Raw genomic sequence first — 23,857 nt, 5'->3', positions numbered from 1 at the left:
TTGACTTCACAAGTACCCGTTAAGGGAAAGTAGGGACGGTACTGAGATCTAATACAGGCCTCGTAATAAGCCCGAGCTAAATTGACAAAAAGCCAGCCACAAAAGCGCTGGCATAACATTGATAGGATAGGTAGGAAATTATGGCTGAAGTAGCAAACAACGAACAACAAGCCCCACAATTCAACATCCAACGTGTTTACACTAAAGATGTTTCTTTCGAAACACCTAACAGCCCAGCTGTATTCCAAAAAGAATGGAATCCAGAAGTTAAGTTAGATTTAGACACTCGCAGCGCTAAATTAGCCGACGACGTATACGAAGTGGTTCTGTCTTTGACTGTGACTGCACAAAACGCTGGCGAAACTGCATTCCTGTGTGAAGTACAACAAGCGGGTATCTTCTCAATCGCAGGTCTGACTGAGCCACAACTGGCTCACTCATTAGGTGCATACTGCCCTAACATTCTATTCCCATATGCGCGTGAAGCTGTAGGTAGCTTAGTGGGTCGTGGTACTTTCCCACAACTGAACTTAGCACCAGTAAACTTCGACGCGCTGTTCGCACAATACGTGCAACAACGTCAAGCCGCAGCAGCTGCACCCGCAGCCGAAGAAGCTAACGCTTAATTACATGAAAAACTCTGCCGATATCACGGTGTTAGGGGCGGGCTCTTATGGCACCGCCCTTGCCATCTCTTTAGCCAGCAATGGTCATAAGACCTTGTTGTGGGGGCACGATCCTGCCCATATGCAGACGCTCGCTCAGGATAAATGCAACCAAGCGTTCTTGCCGGGTATTGCCTTTCCTGAGTGTTTATATATCGAAGCCGACTTAGCCAAAGCTTTAGCGGCCAGCAATAATGTGCTGATTGTCGTACCTAGCCATGTGTTTGGCTCGGTATTGGCCCAAGCAAAACCTTTGTTACGCCAAGATGCTCGCATCGTATGGGCGACCAAAGGACTCGAGCCTGAAACCGGACGTTTGCTGCAAGATGTGGCCCGTGATGTGTTAGGCGAGCAATATCCGCTGGCGGTATTGTCAGGACCGACGTTCGCGAAGGAATTAGCCATGGGATTACCTACGGCGATTTCGGTTGCGGGCACTTGTCCGAAATTTACCGCTGAGCTAGTGGAATTGCTGCACAGCCCTAAACGCTTACGTGTTTACGCTAACGACGACTTTATCGGCCTGCAATTAGGCGGCGCGGTGAAGAACGTTATCGCGATTGGTGCGGGGATGTCAGACGGTATTGGCTTTGGTGCTAATGCCAGAACGGCGTTAATCACCCGTGGTTTAGTCGAGTTAACCCGCTTAGGTGAAGCCTTAGGCGCCAGTACTGCCACCTTTATGGGCATGGCTGGATTAGGCGACCTAGTGTTAACTTGTACCGACAACCAATCCCGTAACCGCCGCTTTGGTTTAGCCTTAGGTAAAGGCTGCGATGTGGATACCGCCCAGGCCGAAATTGGCCAAGTGGTTGAAGGTTATCGCAATACTAAAGAAGTGTTTACCCTGGCGAAGCGCATGGGCGTCGAAATGCCGATCACCGAGCAAATCTACCAAGTGTTATACCAAGGCAAAGCGCCCTTGGATGCCGCCAAAGAACTGCTCAGCAGAGAAAAGAAATCAGAAACGCCAGCGCAATAAAGCGCGAGTCGTGATGATGCTGAATAAAATAAAGGGTGCTAAAATAGCGCCCTTTTTTATGTCCGATCGCTATCGCCTTAATGTACTGGCAGCAGTCTGCATTGGCTGTATCCATTAAGGCTGGATGCTGAACGCGGAATATCTACCCCAATATCAAAGACCAATAGCGTAACTCAGTCTTTGAACTATTTGGGATGATGGCAATAGCCAAATCAATTTATCGACTGGAGTATAAGTGTGAAACATCATGATGTAATTATTATCGGAGCCGGCGCCGCAGGATTAATGTGTGCTGCAACAGCGGGTTACCGAGGTCGTGATGTACTGGTACTCGATAATGCCAAGCAGGCTGGGCGTAAAATCCTTATCAGCGGTGGTGGCCGTTGTAACTTTACCAACCTGAAAGTCGAACCCGCCAACTTTATCTGTGGCAACCCACACTTTGTCAAATCCGCGTTGGCGCGTTATCCGTCGCAACAGTTTATCGAACTGGTTGAGCGCCACGGCATTGAATACCACGAGCGCGACCATGGCCAGCTGTTCTGTAATGACTCGGCCAAAGAGATAGTCACTATGCTGCTGACCGAATGCGAATGGGCGGGTGTGAGCATTAAACTGCGCACCGATATTCTGGCGGTGAGCAAAACCGAGGCTGGCCGCTTTGAGCTAAACACCTCAAATGGCGAGTTAAGTTGCGACTCCTTAGTGATCGCCACTGGCGGTTTATCCATGCCAAAACTCGGCGCCACCCCCTACGGCTATCAATTGGCCGAGCAGTTTGGGCTTAAGGTATTGCCTACCCACGCGGGTCTGGTGCCTTTTACTTGGCACAGCGAAGATAAAATTCGCTTCGAACCGCTGTCGGGCATAGCCGTACCGAGCCGCATTACCGCCAAAGATGGCACCGCCTTTAGCGAAGCCTTGCTCTTTACCCACAGAGGCTTATCTGGCCCCGCTATTTTGCAGATTTCCAACTATTGGAAAGCGGGCGAAACTATAGAAATCAATCTATTACCCAATATGGATGCCGCACAGGCCATAGAGCAACAACTGGCCGCACATCCTAAACAGAGTCTGCGTAATACCTTAAGCCAGTGGTTACCTAAGCGGCTGGTGGAAGTGTTATTCGATGAGGCTTTACTCAACAAAGCCTTAAATCAGCTGGTTCATGCAGAGCGCGCCAAGTTAGTCGACGATCTGCACCGCTGGACAGTCTTAATGAATGGCACCGAAGGCTATCGCACCGCTGAAGTCACTCTCGGTGGTGTGGATACCCATGAACTCTCCTCCAAAACCATGGAAGCCATAAAAGTCCCCGGCCTGTTTTTTATCGGCGAAGTGATGGACGTAAGTGGTTGGTTAGGTGGGTTTAATTTTCAATGGGCCTGGGCATCTGGCGTTGCGGCTGGACAAGCGGTTTAGTCTGTTTGGGACAATAAAGTTTGAAGAAATATTTAGAAAAATTAAATGAACTAGAAATCGCTTGTCATAACAATTTTAAGGATGACTCGGATGAACATTGGGTTGATGAAGAATACGTCCGTATAAGAGCTGATGCTCTCAAGTTGCTAAGTAGCGCAAGCAAAGAGTTAGAAGTGAATGAACTTACTAGTTTTAGATTGAAAATAGTACAGTTCTTTTGTGCCAATATGGGATGTCATTTAGATATTAAAGTGCTTGAATCTGAAGATGCAAATGTACTGTCGCAAAATGAGATCGAATTTATATTGGGAAATTCTCAGTTAGCGCGGTGGAATACGTAAATTTAGGTTTGTTTTCTGCACATAACAATTCAAGGCAATTGGCGTTGTATACATTGTCACTGTTTCCCCAGTGACACGCCGCCCTTTTATTTTACAAGAAGTATCCCTATAGGTTCGACGTCGGCATCTGCAATACATGGAAGTGTAAATGCCGCCAACGGACACTGTTGCAACAATGGCAATTTTAACGATCATTTAACTGTTCATCTGGCTAAAGGCTTTTGCCCCAAATTGTGTTTCGCAGTTCAAAAGGGGAATAGGCCAAGTAAGGCTTTGCCTATAGAAAAGTTGATGGTTCGACTTAGAAGTTATGTATCCCATCTTTTCGTAGCTTGAATGCTTTAATCAAAATCGTGGGGCTTCACCCCACACCCGACCAAGGAGGACTGCTCGTCCTATCAAAAACGTCCATGTTAAACTGCCAGCTCGATATCCCTATCTCGCGCTCAAAACGGCCGTTGGCCTTCGCCCCTCGATGCTCCAAGACGCCCCCCCAACGGAGTTGAAAGCCCCTTGTGCTCATTGACAAATTTGCTATCGCTTCCGAAGGATGCGTCCCTGCACCTGCGAAAGCTAGTTCGCCATCCATGGCGAGACTCACGCAATTTGTCTATTCGCCCTGCGGCAACTCCGAGGGGAGGTGTATTCCTTGGAGTTTTGAGTCGTTAGATAGCGATTCATCTGCAAAAAATAAGCGTAAAAGCATAAGAAAGCTAGAACAATATCAAGTAATTACCCATCGAACCGTATAAAAACCGCTACCGCAAAAAAGCAAATTCCTATAGCATCATTTATACCAATTGACATGGATGTGGCAGCGGCCAAGTCCAACAAGCGATTTATGCCCTGCAAACAGCGCATAAATAATAAGACGTTACAAGGCTAAAATAGGTAATTCATGAGTGATAAAAAAGTCAATTATTTTGTAAGATGCTTAATTGTTGGCTTAGCAGCCTTCATTGTTTGGATCATATCTTACAGCTTGTTATCCCAGAGTTCTAAGGGAGCGATTTCAGCAGGTATGATCACATTGGTGATTTTGCTAGTCGTAATTGTTCTCAGTGAAACTTTTGATCAATTTAGTGTAGGAAAACTCTTTAGCTTATCGAAGGAAGTAGTTAAAAAAGATGAGTCTATTGCAAAGTTAAAAAATGAGAACACCGATCTAAGGAAAGAACTAGTAAATGTTGTTACGTCTATAAACCAGCACCAAACTAGTACAAATATTATTGGTCTTTCACCAGCTGATATAGCAAAAGCTATCGGGGTTGAAAAAGCGACGCCAGATGAAATAACAGAAAAACGCACAGAAGAAAATGATGAAAGTCCTGAACGTGTTAGACCTACTCGTCGAAGAATAAATCTTCAAAAACTTGAAGATATCGCGTTTGATAAGTTTCTGGCCGCTCGAAATCTAACTAGTCTGGACCTAATCAAAGAGGCCAAACTGGTTACTCAATTTAGTGGTATAGATGCGATAAGTAATACCCAGCCAATTTTCGATGGTTACATAAATACTGGCGACAGTGAGATATTCATAGAAATTAAAATTGCTCGTGTATCTGCGATGATGACTCGTGAGCGAGTGTATTTAATGCTGAATAAAATTTACTTGTACAATAAACTCAAGAATGCAAATGCACATTTAAATTTAATACTTGTCGATGTAGAAGGGGAAGATGACGATAGGAATCGTGTTCAACGTAATTTCGAACTATTGAAAGAATTCTTCGAACCATCAATATTAAGAGGGTTATTGAGAATAGTGCCAATATCGTTATCTGAAGTAGAAAGAGAGAAAATTTACAAAGAAGTGTAGTTACCTGATAACAACCAATTCAAGTAGATTCGCAACGCGTGACAGTTTTGGTTTTCGTTTTTTGTTTATGACACAATCCGGAAGCATTTTGTAATGCGTTGCTTACTACTTATGGATGTTAACCCGTCAAAATTTTATCCGAAAATCATGTGTTAGAACTGACGATCTAACCTGGAAATATCTCAAACATACTACGTATTTATTTGAAACTTACAGATTACGCTAATACTAAAAAGGCGAGTGATGGCGATTAGATAGATGACCGTCTGCCCCATGACCGCTTTTTGGCATCCATGCTATCGCGGCATTCGTGAATCCATTCACATCAGACTGGGCGGTCGAGCAGATGCCATGATTCGCCTATAAGTCAGCGCTTTCAGAGCCAACTCGACCATCCCACTGGCTCAAGATTACAACTCTCTGATTATCAGTAAATTTGTTGTGCCACCAATCAATCTTTACCCAATTGCCAATTTGGTTTCTGTATAGCGCAGCTTTTTTACCCTTGGGTTGGCAAGGAAGTAGGCCAACATTAGTGGGCCTAGGCGCCCCATAAACATCATAAAGATAATAATTCCTTGGCCTGCACTGGATAAATTGCCTGTTAATCCGCGGGATAGCCCGACGGTGCCGAGGGCGGATACGGCTTCGAAGGCGATATCCATCATTGGGGCTTTTTCGGTGAGCACGAGGGCGAATATTGCCAGCCAAGTGACGCCGATGGAGATCGTCGTTAGGGCGAGTGCCTTGCTAATGGTGTCTTTGGGGATTTCCCGCTTAAACACATACACAGCTTCATCGCGGCGTAAATAGCCGTAGGTGGCGAGGATTAACACCATAAAGGTCACGACTTTAATGCCGCTGGCGGTACTGAGGGAGCCGCCGCCGATAAACATCAGCACTAAAATCAATAGGGTGGAACCATCCTCGAGTTGGTCTATGGGTAGGGTGTTAAAGCCTGCGGTGCGCGGGGTTACGGCCTGAAACCAAGAGGCCAACCATTTGCCGAGTTCGCTTAAGGGCGCGAGGGTGTTGGGGTTGTTGTACTCAATCAGATAAATGGCTATCACGGCCACGGCATTGATCAATATGGTGCCGGTAATCATCATACGGCTGTAAACGGTGAGTTTCGACCAACGTTTATTGCGTTTAAGATCAATCCACACCGAAAACCCAAGGCCGCCCACAATAAATAAACCTGTGATAGTGAGGTTGATAACTGGGTCTGCGACATAAGGGATTAAGCTATCTGGGCTTAGGGCAAAACCCGCGTTATTAAAGGCGCTAATGGTATAAAAGAAGCCGTGAAACAGGCTAGTTTGCCAACCCAATTCGCCGCTCCAGTAGACAGATAAAATCAGCATACCCACGGCTTCAACCAATAGCGAAAACACCAGTACGGCCTTAGCAGTCGAGACTAAGGTAGAGGTATCAGTTTGATTAAACGCTTCTTTCGCCACTGTTTGCTGCAAGAAACCTATCTTACCGCCCAGTGCTATCAGAGTGACAATGGCAAAGGTCATCAAGCCTAGGCCGCCGCATTGAATTAACAGCGCGATAATCACTTGGCCAAAGGGCGTGAACACACTGCCGGTATCGACAACAACTAGCCCTGTGACCGTCACCGCCGAGGTCACGGTAAAGAGGCTTTGCAGCCAAGTAATGGGCGACTCGGTGGCGATAGGCAGTTTAAGCAAGCAAGTGCCGACCAAGATTAGCAGAGCAAAGCTTGCACTTAAGATAAAGGGCGGCGCGCCAAAGAGTTTTTTACTGGTTTTCGGTGTGTGCTCTAGGGTGAGCGAAGGATGCCATTGAACCACGTTACACCAACCTTGATGCGAGCTGTTTTAACTCGGCACGGCTACCGCAGAGGAATAGAGCATCCTCAGTGTGCAGGCTAAAGTCACTATCAATCTTGCTAAATACACTCTGCCCGCGCTTAACCATCAGCGGTGTGACTTTGCCTTTAGGGCTGCGCTGTACGTTGGTTTGCTCATCGGTGTTTTTCTCTTGTAGGCTCCCTAGTAGTTGGCCAACTGTGACTTGATGTAAATGGGCTTTAATATGGATTTCAACAATATAGAGCCCATCGCCGATGGCGAGAAAGTTATTCACCATAGGGTAGTTTAGCGACTGGGCGACGCGGATCCCCATATCTTCCTCGGGGTGAATAATTCGCGCGACATCGAGTTTAGACAATATGGTGTGGTGCGCTTTATTGCTGGCTTTAACCCAAATATTTTGCACGCCGAGATTTTTAAGTGCCAGAGTGCACAGCAGGCTCGATTGCATATCAAAACCGATAGCGACAATCACGACTTCACTACTGGTAAGATCGAGTTCCCGCAGCGACGCCTCATCAGCGCAGTCGCAAATCACCGCTTCGGTAAGACTTTCTACATATTTTTCAACAGCTTTGTGGTCATTGTCGACACCCGTAACTGTATGACCTAAGTGGATCAGTTCTCTGCTTACAGCAACGCCGAAGCGGCCTAATCCGATGACAGTAAAATGTGCCATTTCATATCCTTGTGTGGTTGAGCTAAAGAGTGAGGCGAGCTGGCCTACGGCGGGCCGAGGTCGGTGAGTCGATACCCTAAACCAGGCTCGGTTTTGATCAGTTGTTGTTCGTCACTATCGTTAAGCTTTTTACGCAGTTGGCTGACTAAAATCCGCAGATAATGGCTATCTTCTTGGTGAGTTTCGCCCCAGATATTGCGCAGCAGTTCGCTCTGTTTCAGCAATTGCCCAGGGTGGGACATTAACTGAACCAGTAGGGCAAACTCTTTTTTGGTGAGGGCGATTTCCTGCTGGTTAAGCCAGCATTGATGGCTGCTCTTTTGTAGGGTGAGCGGGCCAAATTGCAGCATATCGATAGTGTTTGAGGTATCCACAAGGTCACGGACTAATACCTTGATACGCACGATTAATTCCCTGATACCAAAGGGTTTACTTAGATAATCGTTAGCACCGGCCTCGAGCAGGCGGATTTTTTCTTCCTCCTGATCGCGGGCGGTTAAAACCAACACGGGGGTCTTATCTTGCTGGCGCAGTGCATGGAGTAGTTCGATGCCATCGCCATCGGGCAGGCCGAGGTCGAGCACGATAAGGTGCGGCTGGTGGCTTTGGTATTGTTTGAGCGCCGTGGCTATGCTGGTGGCGCTTATGTATTCAAAGCCTTCCGCCTCAAGTGAGATCCGCATAAAGGTATGGATTTGTGGCTCATCATCCACCACTAACACCTTGTAAGCCATTTATGCACTTTCCTTCGTTATCGGTAACGCGATGCGGATCAGGCTGCCTTGAGCAACATTTTCGGCACTGATACGCCCGTTATGGGCAGTAATAATCCCTTTGGCGACAGGCAGACCCAATCCAGCTCCGCCATCGGTAGAGGGATGTTGGCGGTAAAACAGTTCGAAAATCGCCTCCTTTTGAGATGGGGCTATGCCTTGTCCTAAGTCTTGAATATCGATACGCAGCATATCTTGGTGGCGATAGAGGCTTACGATCACAGGCTGGTTGGTGGGGGAATAATGCAGGGCATTATCGAGCACATTAAAAATCGCCTGTTCAATCAAAGAGCTGCAAATCATTAATGGTGGTAGCTCTGGCTCAGTATGAATTTTGATTCTGGGTTGCTCAGTTTGAAAGCGAGCGATAGTGCGCTGTAGCACTTCGCGTAGATTGGCTTCATCTAGGCTAAATTTGAGCGCACCATGTTGTAACTTAGTGGCTTGCAAAAGATTTTCGATATATTGGTGCAGGCGATGACTCTCGGCGGCGGCCGAGTCGATAAGCTCCTCAGTTTGCTCTGGGTTGAGCTTGGCTTGGTATTCCTTCAGCGTGGTTAAGGTGCCGATAATGGTCGCAAGGGGCGTGCGTAAATCGTGGGAGACCGAGAGCAAAATGCTGTTTCTGAGCTGCGCCTGTTCGAGTGCATGCTGCTGGCGGCGGTAATGTTCAGCCAATTTGCTGCTAGTAAGGGCGACCAGCAAAAATACGCTTAGATTGACTATGTCTTCGACGTTGAACATCTGTAACGAATAGCGCGGTGTGGTGAATAAAAAATTGAAACTGACGGCGCCAAACACGGCCACAAAGTAGGCATAGTTGGCGCTGCATTGCAGGGCCACGGCGATCACGGCTAATTGCAGGATAAGCAGCACAGCAATGGCTGATCCTGAAAATACATCAATAAAATAGCTAGTTATTAACGTTACCACTAACAACATGGCGGTAAATAACGCGGGATGCGTGCGCCAGTATTGGTTGATGGAGGCTGTGTTTGCAAAAGTCATAATGGCTAAGGCATTGCTGAAGTTAAGGCTACTCTAGCAAAGGCCTGTAGGGATAGCGCGTAAAAAATCCGTAAAATTTTCTGTGGCTTGGCGTGTGAATGTTGTCTGGCATTTACATCAGGCAGTCTGTTCTACTCACCAACTTGCATTAGATAGTGGCTGCAAATACCTCCATTAGGCGAGGTAATCTAGCTCGATTACCTCGCGCTAACGCATGAACGGCTGGGATTACCAAGGGATGGGCGGCGGCATTAAGCGTTTGCCGCTATAACCCGGCACAGTGGCAAAACGTGGGGACTTGGCCTCCCAATCGGCTTGGGCACTGGCGATATCTTCCTTACTGTAGCCGACAAAATTCCACCAGATACTGACAGAGTCGGCGAGGGGCGCGCCGCCAATCAGCAGTAAACGTGCGCCTTGGTGAAGGTCGAGCGTTATACTCTCGCGCAGCATGCCAAGGTAAGCGAGGTTATTGTTATCAAAGGATTCATCGTCGATATCGAATCGGCCCTCAAGCGGCATTAGGCCATATTCAAATCGCGGATCGAGCCGAAGTGTTAGTTGAGTGGCCTCTGTGGCGAAGATATCGAGCGCGACGATTGGCGAAAAGTGTAGTGTGGGCGCTTGTTTATCCTTCCACGAGCCAATCAATAGGGTGAATTCAGCGCCCGCCTCCTGCCAAGTGGGCAGCTGGGGATAATGGTCGAACCTCGGGGTTGTGTCTTTGTGTTCCAGCGGTAGCGCAATCCATAGCTGCACCGCATGCATAGTGCGATGACCTTCGACGGACTCTTCGGTGTGGGCGATACCATGGCCTGCGGTCATCAGATTGACTTGCTTAGGGCGGATCACTTGGGCGCTACCTAGGCTGTCCCTGTGCATGATTTCCCCCTCCAGCATCCAAGTGAAGGTCTGTAGGCCGATATGGGGATGCTCGCCCACATTCATTAAGGGGCCGTTGGTGACAGGACCAATATGATCCAGAAAACACCAAGGGCCTATGAGTCGACGCGGTTTTTGCGGAATAGCCCGCGCTACGGGTATCCCGCCTACATCACCGATTTTGGAGGCTATATGTTGGATTTGGATCCGCCCATCTTCGACGGGGCATTCCCTTGGGCCGCCGTAAAACGGCGACGTTTGCATTTGACTCATATCGACTCCTTATCTTCATTTAGACACGGATAGATTTAACATTTATGCTGGTGCAGCGAGGCGTGTTATCGCCCTCAAGGTCTGTTACTCACGCTCGACCTTAATGACTTTAACGCAATATTGGGAATAAGGGATGTTAACAGACCCTGTTTTTTGGCTAGTGGCGATTCCTGCGGTGTTGATTACGGGGATCTCTAAATCGGGTTTTGCCGGCGGCGTCGGTGGCTTGACCGTGCCCCTGTTAGCGCTAGCCATAAGCCCGGCGACAGCGGCGGCAATCATGTTACCACTGCTGATTTATATGGATTTTTTAAGTGTTCGTTCGTGGTGGGGCCAACATAATCCACGCCAATTATGGATCCTCTTACCCGCGGCGATTGTGGGTATAGGTATCGCCTATTGGTTGTTCGACCGATTAAACGAAGATTACTTACGGGCGATTTTAGGCTGTGTGTCCTTAGGGTTTGGTCTTTATGGCTTGGTTTTAGGGGATAAAACCCAAGCGACCCCTTCACCTTTGGTGGGACGACTCTGCGGCTTAACCGCAGGTTTTACCAGCTTTGTGGCCCATGCAGGCGGGCCGCCACTCAATGCCTATTTGCTGCCGTTACGTTTGGCCAAACCAGAGTTTTTAGCCACGGCAGTGGTATTTTTTGCGGTGGTGAATCTGATTAAGTTAGTGCCCTACAGTCTGCTCGGGCAAATTAATCAAGGTAACATTCTGATTTCTCTGTTACTTGCGCCTTTGGCTTGGTTAGGGGTAAAACTGGGGTTGTCGATCCAAGATAAGATCAGCGATAGGTTGTTTAAACGCATCATCTTGATTTTAATGGTGCTGGTGGGTATTCGCTTATTGTGGACGGCGTTATAGTTTTAAGCTTGAGATTAGCTTAGGCTGTTACCATCGATTTTTTCACGGTATGTTAGTTATCGCTTTGATAGCACCCGATATTACGCAAGAATTGCCCGCGATGAGTTTTACGCTAATGAAACGATTACTGATAGTTATCTTAGCCTTAGGTCTTGGTGCCTGTGCGAGCGCGCCAGAACCTAAGCCTGTGGTTAAGCAAGTTGAACCCGTCTCCGTTTGGAACGATAGCAATATCGCCGAATTGCATTCCGAATGGCGCGGCGTACCTTATCGTTTGGGGGGCGCGACCAAGAAAGGCATCGATTGCTCGGCCTTTGTGTCGGTCGCTTACCAAAAAATGTTGGGTATGACTCTGCCGCGTACAGTGGAGGAGCAGCAAGCACTTGGTAAACCCGTGGCGCGGGATCAACTGCGTAAGGGGGACTTAGTGTTCTTTAAAACTGGCTGGAGCACGCACCATGTCGGCATTTATGTGGGCGGGAATAATTTCCTCCATGTCTCGACGAGCCAAGGGGTAAAAATTTCGAGCCTACTTAATAGCTATTGGGCATCAAAGTATTGGAATGCAAGGCGAATTTAAGCCTTAATCACAGGTAGAGACTCTATGACCCCAGCGTCTGCTTCGTCCCAACATGAGCCTCTACCCACTTCGGTTTTTCTGGCGATTTTCTCCGCCGTGTTCTTACCCATGTTTTTGGCGGCGGTCGATCAAACCCTACTCGCCACCGCAACCCCAGCCATAGTGGAAGATCTTGGCGGCCTCAGGCAAGCCTCGTGGATCACTATCGGCTATATGTTGGCAATGGCGGCCAGTGTACCTATTTATGGCTGGCTGGGGGATAACTTTGGCCGCGCCAAAATCTTGATGATTGCCTTGGCGGTGTTCGCGTTAGGCTCAATTGTCTCCGCCAGTGCCGGGACGATGGACCATATGATTGCCGGAAGGATTCTCCAAGGCCTCGGCGGTGGCGGGCTGATGAGTCTGTCCCAATCCCTTGTGGGGGAATTGGTGCCGATACGGCAACGGGCGCGTTTTCAGGGCTATTTTGCCGCTATGTTTACCCTCGCCAGTGTTGGCGGCCCAGTGATTGGTGGTTTTGTGGTGCATGCCTATTCTTGGCACTGGTTATTTTGGGCGAATATTCCCTTGGCTATGCTGGCGGTTTGGCGACTTAATCGCTTGCATAAACAGAGTATTAAACCAGTACGACTGGGTCGGTTTGATTTGCTTGGCGTGCTGTTATTTCCTTCTATCATTACGGCGCTGCTGTATTGGTTGTCTGTGGCAGGGCAAGACTTTGCTTGGCTATCGGCCACAAGCTTAGGCTTTATCGGATTTATCTTTGTGGGCGCCGCCTTGCTGTTGTGGTGGGAGCGTCAGCGTGAGAGTCCTTTTTTGCCGCTGGATTTACTCGCCAACAAAGCCATTTATATGCCGCTATTAACCGCTGCGCTGTTTGCCGCCTGTCTGTTTGCGATGATCTTCTTTTTACCCATTTACTTACAGGTTGGTCTGCAAACCAATCCGGCCAAAACGGGCTTGCTATTGATACCAATGACCTTTGGTATAGTGACAGGTTCTACTATTGCGGGCCGGTTGTTGAGCCGAGATGTAGCACCTAAATGGTTGCCGACCTTCGGGATGGGGCTGGCTTCTATCGGTTTACTCTCTATCGGTTGAGTCCCGCCCAATGCGGATCTTATTGGCGGATTAGGTGTGCTGGTGGGCATAGGGTTAGGAACCGTGATGCCCAGCGTGCAGTTAGTTGTGCAGAGTGTGTCGGGCAAGGCGCGTTTAAGCCAAATTACCGCTATGGTGTCCTTGTGTCGCTCCATGGGCGCGGCAATTGGTACGGCCTTATTCAGCCTGTTGCTATATAGCTTGTTACCGCTCGAAGGGGCGCAGGTGGGGATTGCGGCGATAAAAAAGCTACCCATTGAGGTTGTGCATCACGCCTTCCAATGGGGTTTTATCGCGGCGGCCTTGGTGGCGCTCAGCTCTGCGATTGTAGGGTATCTCTCGCCCGCCACAGCGCTTAGGGATCATGAGTAGATTTGTTGGTGCACGACGGATTTAAGCTGTGTAGTATTTGCGATAGGTTAGCTTCCGCTGTGACCCCATTCTTTGCCAGGAATTCTGCATGACAACTAAAAACTGGACCTTAAAAAGCATAGCTAACGAGCTAGGTGTCTCTAACGCCACTGTTTCTAATGCTTTTAATCGTCCCGATCAACTATCGGAAAAACGCCGCAACGAAATTTTAGCCGCCTGTTCTAAATTGGGTTACTTTGGCCCAAACAAGGCGGCGCAATCCTTACGCCGAGGCAAATTTGATACCGTCGCGTTGGTATTGTCCGATAGTGTTGAATATATGGTGTCCGATCCTGTCGCCAGTAAGTTTATGAAGGGGGTGGCTTCGGTATTGGAGCGGGAAAAACTCAACTTATTGCTGTTTTCGGGCAGCTCTGACAGTGTAAATGCGGTGGCAGATTTTGTGGATGGGTTTATTTGTTATGGTCGCCCCCGCAATGCCTTGCTTGCCGAGCAATTGAAACAGGTTAAGAAAAAGGTGGTTACAGTGGATTTTGATATCCACCGCAACGCCGCTGTCAGCATTGACAATAAGTTAGCCGCCTATGAAGTGGCAAAATTGGCATTAAAATCACCTACCGATCAGGTTGCAATATTAGGCCTAAGACTGCTCGATACCCATTTAACCTGCCGAGTTTACGATTTGAATTTGCTCGAAATCGATATGTCGATTGCACACCAGAGGTTGCAGGGATACTTACAGGCGATTGAGGAAACGGGTGTCACCCTTGGCAATGATCGGATTTGGAATATTCCTGAAAGTAATGCGGAATATGCACGGATAGCGGCCAAGGAGGCGCTAAATTCGACCCCAAGACCCAACGTATTTTTATGCATGAGTGACTTAATTGCTCTTAGTGTGCTGGGTGAGGCGCAGGCGATGGGATTAGCGATCCCTGAGGATATTCGTGTAGTGGGGTTTGATGGTATTGATGAGGCGACTCGCTCGAATCCTCCGCTGACTACGGTTTATCAATACTCTGAACAAAAAGGCCAAATGGCGGCGCAGATGTTTATCGACGATGCTGTACATGCTCAGGTATTAGGGTATGAATTACGTTTAGGTAAAAGCTGTTAATATATTGATTTTTAAGTGCAAAAGGCGCTGTTAAAGCGCCTTTTGTTTTATGTTTGGTATTTATCCCTGTGCTGGGGTGAGCAGGTCGGCTAAGCTGATTTGGGTTTCGATGCTTTGCTCATCAAGCAGGGTGATCAGCCCTTGTTTATTGGCAAAGTCGAGATTAAGACTCGCCTGTGCATTTACCGCAGACCATGTGAGTGTTAGTGATTTTCCACTGGCTGCCATCGTAAAACGGCCATTGAATGCGGCGCTGCTATTACGCAGTTTAATCAATTGAATAAGAGCGTTAACCACTGGTTTTTGCAGGGCTTGTTGCACTTTTTCTCGGTTTAAATAGGGGCGATTAATATCTCGGCCAACATGGGTTTGATTTAGCAATACCATGTCGTTGGGTATGGTAAGCAGGCCTGCGTAGTACACCTGCGGAATACCCGGTGCGAAAAACTGAATCGCTCGAGCCATCAAGTAATCTAGGTCATTTTGCCCGAGGGCATCGTAATAGGTGCAGTTGATTTGATACAAATCGACATTGCTGGCGGCTGCCCCTGTGGCTTGTAAACTCTCGCCTTGACTGTTGCTGTGTATGGTTTCAACTAGATTATCGATTTGTTTTTCGTCCAATAATCCTTGTAAGCCATCCATTGGGCCCACATCGATAATGCCGATACCATCGTGGGTATCGAGTACGGTAATGCAGTTGCGAGGCGCCATTTCAAGCCAGTGGCTCAGGGCACGACAATCTTGGCTGAAGAGCGTGTGTAAAATCAGCGGTGGTAATGCAAAGTCGTAAACCATATCGACCCGTTTGGCGATATCGATTTGCGTCATATGATGGGAGTGAATTTCGGCTAGGGTTGTCATGCCTAACTGATTGGCTTGCTTTGCTAATTTATCTACAAACTCGAAGGATTCCTCAATCATAAAGCAGCTAGTGCCGGGCTTTTTGATCGCGTAACCTGCGGCATCTAAGCGGATTAAATTGACTTTGCTGTGGTTAAATCGCGCCAATACGCGGTTTAAGTAATCTTTACCTGCTGCGGAGTGAACGTCGATATCGATCTGGTTACGGGTAAAGGTGGTCCAAAACTCTTCCGTTGAACCATCCGCTAAGGTGTAAGTGCTAAAGCAGCTCCCTGGGCGAGGGCGGTAGATAGCTTCTTGATCCTGCTCGCTTAATCCCTCAGGGAATACCTTGTCCTTCGTTAGGAATAAATCCCAGTAAGCCGATTGTTTGCCATGCTTGAGCACATCTTTAAACTCGGGAGACTCCGCGGACATATGGTTAACGATCAAGTCGGCCATGATGTCGAACTCTTCACCTATGCTTTTGACATCGTCCCAATCACCTAAGCGTGAATCCACTTGCACATGGTCTATGGGATCAAAACCCGCATCGCTGCCATCGATAGGATAGTAAAAGGGCAGTAGGTGAACGCCCCCAAATAACCCCTGTAACTCGTTATTGAGCAAGGATTTGAGTTCTTTGAGTCCGGCACCGGTTATCCGATCGACATAGGTGATCAATTGCACTTGATTTTTCATACTTTGCCCACGTTTGAGTAGCCTTCCCAGAGTAAAGTTTGCCCGCGTTTATTTATAAATTGCGCAAACAAACTTAATCGATTAAGTTGTATATTTAACCAATGTGAAACATTATTCAAGTGGTTTGTTTTATTTTTGAGTTAGTCTTAGGTTTTGGGGGGATTAGCTCACTGCTGTACATAAATAATGCCTAAAGCTGTTTGGGGCTTAGCCAGCTTCAAAGGGAGTTAGGCGCGATAACGATAAGGTGAAACAGTATGGTAAGTGATTCAAATTCTGTAGAAAATCGCCATCACACTCGTATTCGAGTGCTGACGTATTTAATGTTTTTTATGTTTGCTATGACCTCCGATGCCGTGGGCGTGATCATCCCGCAGCTGATTGCTGAATTTGGCCTCTCTTTGTCTCAGGCGAGCGCCTTCCATTATATGCCGATGATTTTTATCGCAATAAGTGGCCTGTTTCTGGGTTTTTTGGCGGATAAAATAGGGCGTAAACTAACCATTTTATTAGGGTTGTTGTTGTTCGCTATTGCCTGTTTTTTATTTGCGCTTGGGGAGTCGTTTTATTATTTCCTGATGCTATTGGCCTTGGTGGGCTTGGCAATTGGGGTATTTAAAACTGGGGCTTTAGCCCTGATCGGTGATATCTCTCGGTCACCAAAACAACATTCCAGCACCATGAACACGGTCGAAGGATTCTTTGGGGTTGGCGCTATGGTGGGGCCAGCTATCGTTAGCTATCTGCTTATCAGTGGTGTGTCATGGAAGTATTTGTATTTTGGGGCAGGGATTTTTTGTCTGCTGCTTTGTTGGTTGGCGTTTAGGGCCGATTATCCGCAGGTTAAGCAATCCTCGACGGAAACAATTAATCTGGCGAACACCTTCAGTATGATGAAAAACCCTTATGCATTAGGGTTTTCCCTTGCGATTGGTTTGTATGTGGCCACCGAAGTAGCGATTTATGTATGGATGCCTAGCCTGCTGCAAGAGTATCAGGGGGATTACACTGCACTGGCGGCCTATGCCTTAACCCTCTTTTTTACCCTGCGAGCGGGTGGGCGGTTTTTGGGCGGATGGATATTAAATTACTTTTCGTGGCAACAGGTTATGTTCTGGTTTAGCTTGGCGATCAGCCTTTGCTATCTCGGTTCTATGCTCTATGGTGTTGAGGCCGCCGTTATTCTCTTGCCCCTCTCTGGGCTGTTTATGTCAATGATATATCCCACCTTAAACTCCAAGGGGATCAGTTGTTTCCCCGTGGCGCAGCACGGTTCTGTGGCTGGGGTTATCCTGTTTTTTACCGCGGTTTCTGCGGCGCTGGCTCCCCTTTGTATGGGGTTAGTTGGGGATATTTTCGGCCATGTGAAGTATGGCTTTTACCTCGCTACTGGGTTTGCCGTTTTGTTGTGTCTACTAGCGGGGGTTAATCTGATTAAAGATCCTTCCCAACCGCTGTTAAGCCGTGAAACCGCTTGAATTGAAATGTGACAGAAAAAATTTTTATGTCACATTTCTCTAATGAATCAATTAATTGTCTGTTGTTCCCACTTTAAGTTTGTTGGTTTGTACAAAAAATGCACTTGCTTTTTGTCATTTAGTTGCTAACTTGTTAACTTAATCGATTAAGATGTTTTTTAGTAAAGTGAAATAACAGGCTAATCGATTAACAATAATTTCAGTAGAAGTCGCCGTGGGGAGAGGGCGGCTTCTCAAATATGGGTGGGGACATAAAAATGATAAATCGCACATCACAACAATTCTTGTTAAGCACAATCGCCGTCTTGGTGAGTTCTCAGCTTTGGGCTGCCGATGCACCCGCGCAGGAAGAAACCAAGAAAGATGCGTTAGGCCTTGAGCGCATTACTGTTACGGGCGTGGCCCGTGGTACTCGCGTCATGGACTCGAGCGTGTCAGTTAGCAGCGTATCACTCGCGGAGTTGGAGGTTAGTACTCCACGTTCATCCGCCGAAGCGTTCCGGATCATTCCGGGTATGAAGGTGGAATCAACGGGCGGCGAAGGTAATGCTAACATTGCTGTACGTGGCTTACCTGTGGCATCGGGTGGTGCTAAGTTTCTTCAAATTCAAGAAGATGGTTTACCAATTCTACAGTTTGGCGATATTGCCTTTGGTAATGCGGATATCTTTTTACGTTTAGACTCTACAGTACAAACCATTGAATCTATTCGTGGTGGTTCGGCATCCACTGCGGCGAGTAACGCTCCCGGCGGCATTATTAACGTGATCAGTAAAACTGGGAGCTCGGATGCTGGCAGCGTGTCTACCACCTTTGGCTTGGACTACGATACTTTCCGTACTGACTTTGAATATGGCTCGAGCATCAATGACAGCCTGCGTTTCCATGTGGGTGGTTTTGTGCGTACTGGTGAAGGCCCTCGCCAAGCAGGTTATGACGCCAACAAAGGTGGTCAGGTAAAAGCTAACATAACCAAAGAGTTCGATAGTGGCTATGTTCGTCTTTATTTCAAGCATTTAGATGATAAAAGTATTGGCTACTTACCCATGCCAATGTATTCGGACGGTAGCTCTGTCCCAGGTTTTAATGCGAAATCCGATGCCATCCAGTCAGCTTATTTTCTCTCAACCCTGAGTTTAGGCGCCGATGGTGAGCGTCGTCGCGGTGATATGCGCGATGGGATGAATCCTGAGGTTAACTCAGTGGGATTAGAAGCTTCCTTTGATTTAGGCAATGACTGGCAGGTCGAAAACCGCTTCCGTTTCTCGGATGTGAGTGGCAATTTTATGGCGCCATTCCCAGCAGAAGTGGCTAATGGCGCCGACATTGCGGCCAGTATTGCGGGCACTGGCGCCAAGTTGATTTATGCCAATGGTCCTGATGCGGGCAATCCTATGGATGGACTCGCCATGCGGATCCATACCTTCGACGTTAAGATGAATGACTTTGGTTCAATCGTAAACGACTTAAAATTAACGAAAACCTTTGACGATACCAGCGTTACTTTGGGTTATTACAATGCCACCCAAAATATCAATATGACTTGGATGTGGAACTCCTATTTGATGGAAGTCAAAGGGGATAACGCCGCATTGCTTGATGTTGTGGCTGCCGATGGTATCGCCTATTCCGATGCTGGGCTCTACGGCTATGGTGTGCCTTATTGGGGTAATTGTTGCCAACGTAATTACGATACCGAATACAACATTAAGGCGCCTTATCTTGCGGTCGCGTCAAGCTTTGGGGATTTATCGCTGGATGCCAGTGTGCGTTACGACAGCGGCGATGCCAGTGGTTACTACGCTGGCAATGTGCAATCGCAAGTCGATATGAACTTGGATGGCGTTATCTCTATTCCTGAGCAAAGTGTCTCTTCTATCGATAATGCTAATCCACAACCCGTGAATTATGACTGGAGTTACACCTCCTATTCACTCGGCGCAAACTATCAGTTTGACAGCGATTTAGCTGCTTTTGGTCGCTTGAGTCATGGCGGCCGTGCCAACGCGGATCGCCTGTTATTTGGTAAAGTTCGTGCCGATGGTTCAGTGGCAAAAGAAGATGCGGTCGATAATGTGGATCAATATGAGTTAGGCCTTAAGTACCGTTACGATGACTTATCGGTGTTCGCGACCGCTTTCTATTCCGAGACCGAAGAACAAAACTTTGAGGCGACGAGTCAGCGTTTCTTCGACCGTAAGTACAAAGCCAAAGGGATTGAAATTGAATCGGCCTATTTTATCGGTGACTTCGATTTTAGGGGCAATGTCACTTGGACCGATGCTGAGATTGCTAAGGACGCTCTAACACCAGATGTTGTGGGTAATACTCCGAGAAGACAGGCCGACTTTATCTACTCGCTGATGGGCCGTTATAACTTTGACCAAGGTTCAGTGGGCATCAACCTGATTGGCACTACTGACTCCTATGCACAGGATAATAATGATCTGAAGTTTGATGGTTACAATCAGGTCAATGCCTTTGCAACCTACAACTTAACTCAGGCCTTAAGTGTCTCCTTAAACGTCAACAACCTGTTTGACGCCACGGGTATCACAGAGGCTGAGGAAGGTTCGATTCCTGATAACAATATTATCCGCGCTCGCACCATTAATGGCAGAACCACGAGTGCAACCTTGAAATACGAGTTTTAACTCCGGCGGGTTTGAGGTTTAAAACCGACAATTTAAAAGGCCCATCCAGCATGGGCTTTTTGCTTAACTAATAGAAATATAAAGGGATCCATATGACGGTATTACTCAGTTTTGGAGAGGTGTTAGTGGATTTATTACCCACAGAGGCTAGCGACAAATCCCATCAAGCCATTGCGGGCGGCGCGCCTGCAAATGTGGCTGTAGGTTATGCCAAACTGGGCGGTAAGAGTTATTTTGCTGGCGGCATTAGCAGCGATGATTATGGGGCAATGTTAAAACAAGCCCTCGAAAACGAAGGCGTTGCTACAGATTATTTGGCCGAAGTGCCAGGTGTGCCTACAGCGACAGTGGTGGTAAATTTGGATGAGAATGGTGAACGAACCTTCGAGTTTAACCGCCAAGGGACTGCCGATCTTTGCTATAGTCAGCGCCATTTCGATGCCATTCCATGGCCACAGATGGATATTTTTCATCTCTGTTCCAACACCTTTACCGAAGCGAGCATTTTTAACGCGAGCATCTATGGTGCCCGTTGCGCTAATTCATTCAATAAGATAGTGAGTTTTGATGTTAACTTGCGCTTATCACTCTGGCCCGATACCGCATTGCTTGCAGAGCGAGTAGAGCTGTGTTTTCGTTACACACAAGTGCTGAAAATGAGCCGTGAAGAGGCCGACTATTTAGCCTTAACGCGGAACAAGAGTTTCGAAGATTATTTGCAGTTTTGTTTGGCGCAAGGTGTTGAGGTGATTCTAATTACTGACGGCGGCAATCCAGTGCAGTGCATCACAGTAGATGAGCGATTTAGCGTGCCAGTCCCCCAAATTAAAGCCGTAGATACCACGGCGGCGGGCGACAGCTTTATGGCGGGATTTTTGTTTGCGCTGGGTTCTGAGTTGGAGTTTGATCTCGAGCATTTAACCTTAAAACATCGACTTGCATGTCAGGCACAGTTGCGCAAGGCGATTGAGTTTGCGGTGCGTTGCGGCGCCGTAACCTGTGGGCAGAAGGGCGCTTTCCCTGCGTTGCCCACACTGTCACAGGTGAGTTAACACTTCCTGCAAACCATCAAGCTGAGGTGAGTGATTGCTTGCCTTAGCTTTTTTTCGAGCATATTGCGCGAACTTCATCACGTTTTACTTGCCCCATTGGCCGAGCATTTATGCTATTTTAGCTGCGGCTTATAGTCGAAGGAGCATAGGTTTCTCCTCTGCTTTCGGTCGATATGGTTTTATTTCAACATGATTGGGGATTTCCTATGAGCAAAGCAAAAATCGGGATTGTAACGGTGAGCGATCGTGCCAGCGCGGGGATTTATGAGGATATCTCGGGCAAGGCGATTATCGACACCCTCAATGATTACCTCACCAGCGAGTGGGAGCCGATTTATCAAGTGATCCCCGACGAGCAGGATGTGATTGAAGCGACCCTGATCAAGATGGCCGATGAGCTGGATTGCTGCTTAATTGTGACCACGGGCGGTACTGGCCCAGCAAAACGCGATGTGACGCCCGAGGCGACCGAGGCCGTGTGCGATCGTATGATGCCGGGCTTTGGCGAGTTGATGCGCGCTGAGTCATTAAAGTTTGTGCCTACGGCGATTCTCTCGCGCCAAACCGCGGGCTTACGGGGGGATTCATTAATTGTGAACCTGCCGGGCAAGCCTAAATCAATCCGCGAATGTTTAGATGCGGTATTCCCAGCGATTCCTTACTGTATCGACCTGATGGAAGGGCCGTACCTCGAGTGTAACGAGGCCGTGATGAAGCCTTTTAGACCTAAGGCAAAATAACGTGCCGCACAGCAAGATGACATAAACCCAAGCCTAGCTTGGGTTTTTTATTGGCATTCGTTGTGGGCTGTTGTGGTCGCGCTAAGTCGCAAGTACGCAGCTTGACTTAGCGCCTATAGACACAACTTTAATACCCTGTAATACGAGTTTAACTGCGGTGCATTAACGACTATTTTAATGCCTCAATTTGCTGTGCCAGTGTGGTCTTGGCGGCGTTGTCCTCTGCATCTGTCACTATGCGCTCCAGCACTTGTACTCGTTCAATCAGTACCTGATTTTGTAGACTCAGCTGGGTGAGTTTATCCTCAAGCTGTCGATCGTTTCCGCCACCCAGTTGGCGCATTTTTAGGTAATGCTTAAACATCTCTGTAGCGCTTACACCGATAATAAAGGTCACCATAATGACCATGATAATAAATTCTTTTTCCATGATTGGCTCCTTAACTCAATGTTAGGGCGCGGCGCGCCCTCTGTGGGTTGATAGTGTTATAAACCGAAGATCACTTTTTCGCTCTTTAACGATTTTTCCATGCCGAATGCCAGTATTACCGCAATGGCGAGTGTGCCCAAGGTCGATACCAGCAATTGCAGCATGTTCATATCTTTACCTTTAATAAAGTCCATCAGTGCCTGTTGCTGACCCGAAACGGGCAACCATTGCAGGACGTCGGGCGCGATGTTGTAGCTGGCGGCCATCGACAGTGCCAAGGGCACAAACAGCACCATGGTTAGATAGGACTGGGCTTCCTTAAAGGTTTTGGCCATAAAGGACACAAACAATTGCAAACAGGCAGCCATCAGGGCAACTGGGATACCGACCAGCAGCATCAACGCCATAAACTCGCTGGTAATGCTGACGCTAAAGCCGAGCTCCTGCCAAGGCACGAAGGTATAGGCGACCTTAGATACTAATAAAATCAACACTAAGCCGAGCAGGGCAAACAGACCGACAGCAATGATTTTAGAGAGCACTAATTGGCGCGTGGTCAGCGGATGGCTGAGTAACAATGCCAAAGAGTTACGTTCACGCTCACCGGCGCTGGTGTCGATGGCCAAGTTCATCCCCGAGATAAACACTGAGTAAATCATAGTGAAAATGGCGATGCCTAAGATCATCCCGCCCTTAGAGTCGGTGGTGGCTTGGTCGTGCACATTCACTTTCAGGGGCTGCACCACGCGAGGGTCGATACCGCGGGCGATTAAGCGCAGGCTGCCCATTTCGGCGCTGTAGGCCTGCAACTGTTTCTCTAAGCGGCGAATCGAGTTTTGCAGTTTTTCCTCTGAGTTATCGGCAACGATAGTGATTTCTGCGCCTTTGCCTTGGTTCATCTGCTTGGCATAGTCGGGGCTGATAATCAGCTCGATGGCTTTCAAATCCTTCGCGCCAGCTTCGCCTTGGGTAATGCCCTTGTTAGACAAAAATCGCACTAAATCCGGCGCTTTGTCGGGATTAGTGATGCTGATTTTAAGATCGTCCGGGCTGGTCAGCTGGCCGATAAGCACCATAAACAGGCCGCACATGATCAGCGGCGTACCGATGGCGTAGTAGAGTCCCGCCATCACAGAGCGTTTATCGCGGGCGGCGTCTATCAGTTCCTTGCGAACCATTGCGATGATTTTGTTCATGATTATTCCTTATCCCAAGTTTATCTGTTCGCTATT

General features: G+C 47.9%; 20 protein-coding genes and 1 pseudogene. 13 read left to right on the top strand and 8 right to left on the bottom strand.

Going from position 1 to position 23,857, the window contains the following annotated elements:
- Positions 1–140: 140 nt before the first annotated feature.
- From secB to AEA42_RS02970, 5 genes are all read left to right on the top strand, one after another.
- A complete protein-coding gene (gene secB / locus AEA42_RS02995) occupies positions 141–626 on the top strand; it encodes a protein-export chaperone SecB (protein ID WP_011620882.1) in 486 nt (161 codons plus the stop codon).
- A gap of 4 nt (positions 627–630) precedes the next feature.
- Complete coding sequence (gene gpsA / locus AEA42_RS02990) at positions 631–1,647, top strand: NAD(P)H-dependent glycerol-3-phosphate dehydrogenase (protein WP_055646929.1); 1,017 nt, start codon at positions 631–633, stop codon at positions 1,645–1,647.
- A 237-nt stretch (positions 1,648–1,884) separates the two neighbouring features.
- Positions 1,885–3,069: an NAD(P)/FAD-dependent oxidoreductase gene (locus tag AEA42_RS02985; RefSeq protein WP_011715342.1), complete on the top strand. Its 1,185-nt coding sequence runs from the start codon at positions 1,885–1,887 to the stop codon at positions 3,067–3,069.
- A gap of 20 nt (positions 3,070–3,089) precedes the next feature.
- Complete coding sequence (locus tag AEA42_RS02980) at positions 3,090–3,410, top strand: hypothetical protein (RefSeq protein WP_055646928.1); 321 nt, start codon at positions 3,090–3,092, stop codon at positions 3,408–3,410.
- Between the two features lie 898 nt (positions 3,411–4,308).
- A complete protein-coding gene (locus AEA42_RS02970) occupies positions 4,309–5,229 on the top strand; it encodes a hypothetical protein (RefSeq protein ID WP_055646926.1) in 921 nt (306 codons plus the stop codon).
- A 458-nt stretch (positions 5,230–5,687) separates the two neighbouring features.
- Here AEA42_RS02970 and AEA42_RS02965 read toward each other — a convergent pair whose 3' ends face one another.
- From AEA42_RS02965 to AEA42_RS02945, 5 genes are all read right to left on the bottom strand, one after another.
- On the bottom strand, positions 5,688–7,049 hold the full coding sequence (locus AEA42_RS02965; protein ID WP_055646925.1) for a TrkH family potassium uptake protein: 1,362 nt from the start codon (positions 7,047–7,049) through the stop codon (positions 5,688–5,690).
- Position 7,050: 1 nt separating this feature from the next.
- A complete protein-coding gene (locus AEA42_RS02960; RefSeq protein ID WP_037416157.1) occupies positions 7,051–7,749 on the bottom strand; it encodes a TrkA family potassium uptake protein in 699 nt (232 codons plus the stop codon).
- Between the two features lie 44 nt (positions 7,750–7,793).
- On the bottom strand, positions 7,794–8,483 hold the full coding sequence (locus AEA42_RS02955) for a response regulator transcription factor (protein ID WP_037416162.1): 690 nt from the start codon (positions 8,481–8,483) through the stop codon (positions 7,794–7,796).
- Entirely contained in the window at positions 8,484–9,530 is a 1,047-nt protein-coding gene (locus tag AEA42_RS02950) for an ATP-binding protein (RefSeq protein ID WP_055646924.1), read from the bottom strand.
- Between the two features lie 228 nt (positions 9,531–9,758).
- On the bottom strand, positions 9,759–10,685 hold the full coding sequence (locus AEA42_RS02945) for a pirin family protein (protein WP_055646923.1): 927 nt from the start codon (positions 10,683–10,685) through the stop codon (positions 9,759–9,761).
- A gap of 133 nt (positions 10,686–10,818) precedes the next feature.
- On the opposite strand from AEA42_RS02945, the gene AEA42_RS02940 reads away from it, so the two are divergent.
- The 4 genes and pseudogenes from AEA42_RS02940 (at position 10,819) to AEA42_RS02925 (ending at position 14,726) form a co-directional block, all read left to right on the top strand.
- Positions 10,819–11,556, top strand: a complete 738-nt coding sequence (locus AEA42_RS02940; protein ID WP_055646922.1) for a sulfite exporter TauE/SafE family protein — start codon at positions 10,819–10,821, stop codon at positions 11,554–11,556.
- A 115-nt stretch (positions 11,557–11,671) separates the two neighbouring features.
- Positions 11,672–12,136 (top strand): NlpC/P60 family protein, encoded by a 465-nt coding sequence (locus AEA42_RS02935; protein ID WP_037427995.1) that lies wholly within the window; start codon positions 11,672–11,674, stop codon positions 12,134–12,136.
- A 24-nt stretch (positions 12,137–12,160) separates the two neighbouring features.
- Positions 12,161–13,609, top strand: a pseudogene (locus tag AEA42_RS02930) (MFS transporter).
- 88 nt (positions 13,610–13,697) lie between these two features.
- Entirely contained in the window at positions 13,698–14,726 is a 1,029-nt protein-coding gene (locus tag AEA42_RS02925; protein WP_055646921.1) for a LacI family DNA-binding transcriptional regulator, read from the top strand.
- 60 nt (positions 14,727–14,786) lie between these two features.
- Here the strand turns inward: AEA42_RS02925 and gtfA are convergent, their stop codons facing one another.
- On the bottom strand, positions 14,787–16,271 hold the full coding sequence (gene gtfA, locus AEA42_RS02920; protein ID WP_055646920.1) for a sucrose phosphorylase: 1,485 nt from the start codon (positions 16,269–16,271) through the stop codon (positions 14,787–14,789).
- A gap of 257 nt (positions 16,272–16,528) precedes the next feature.
- Between gtfA and AEA42_RS02915 the strand changes: the two genes are divergently transcribed.
- From AEA42_RS02915 to mog, 4 genes are all read left to right on the top strand, one after another.
- Entirely contained in the window at positions 16,529–17,749 is a 1,221-nt protein-coding gene (locus AEA42_RS02915; protein WP_047536425.1) for an MFS transporter, read from the top strand.
- A gap of 257 nt (positions 17,750–18,006) precedes the next feature.
- Positions 18,007–20,403, top strand: a complete 2,397-nt coding sequence (locus AEA42_RS02910) for a TonB-dependent receptor (protein ID WP_055646934.1) — start codon at positions 18,007–18,009, stop codon at positions 20,401–20,403.
- A gap of 92 nt (positions 20,404–20,495) precedes the next feature.
- On the top strand, positions 20,496–21,455 hold the full coding sequence (locus AEA42_RS02905; protein ID WP_055646919.1) for a carbohydrate kinase: 960 nt from the start codon (positions 20,496–20,498) through the stop codon (positions 21,453–21,455).
- 206 nt (positions 21,456–21,661) lie between these two features.
- Positions 21,662–22,195, top strand: a complete 534-nt coding sequence (gene mog, locus AEA42_RS02900; RefSeq protein WP_037416491.1) for a molybdopterin adenylyltransferase — start codon at positions 21,662–21,664, stop codon at positions 22,193–22,195.
- A 169-nt stretch (positions 22,196–22,364) separates the two neighbouring features.
- Here the strand turns inward: mog and AEA42_RS02895 are convergent, their stop codons facing one another.
- Together AEA42_RS02895 and AEA42_RS02890 are read right to left on the bottom strand one after the other, a co-directional pair.
- A complete protein-coding gene (locus AEA42_RS02895; RefSeq protein ID WP_037416192.1) occupies positions 22,365–22,625 on the bottom strand; it encodes a phage-shock protein in 261 nt (86 codons plus the stop codon).
- Between the two features lie 56 nt (positions 22,626–22,681).
- Complete coding sequence (locus tag AEA42_RS02890; RefSeq protein ID WP_037427971.1) at positions 22,682–23,821, bottom strand: ABC transporter permease; 1,140 nt, start codon at positions 23,819–23,821, stop codon at positions 22,682–22,684.
- Positions 23,822–23,857 lie beyond the last annotated feature (36 nt).

This window comes from Shewanella sp. Sh95 (assembly GCF_001308045.1).
GTDB classification, from domain to species: domain Bacteria; phylum Pseudomonadota; class Gammaproteobacteria; order Enterobacterales; family Shewanellaceae; genus Shewanella; species Shewanella xiamenensis.
This window is presented reverse-complemented; position numbering and strand designations above follow the sequence as displayed.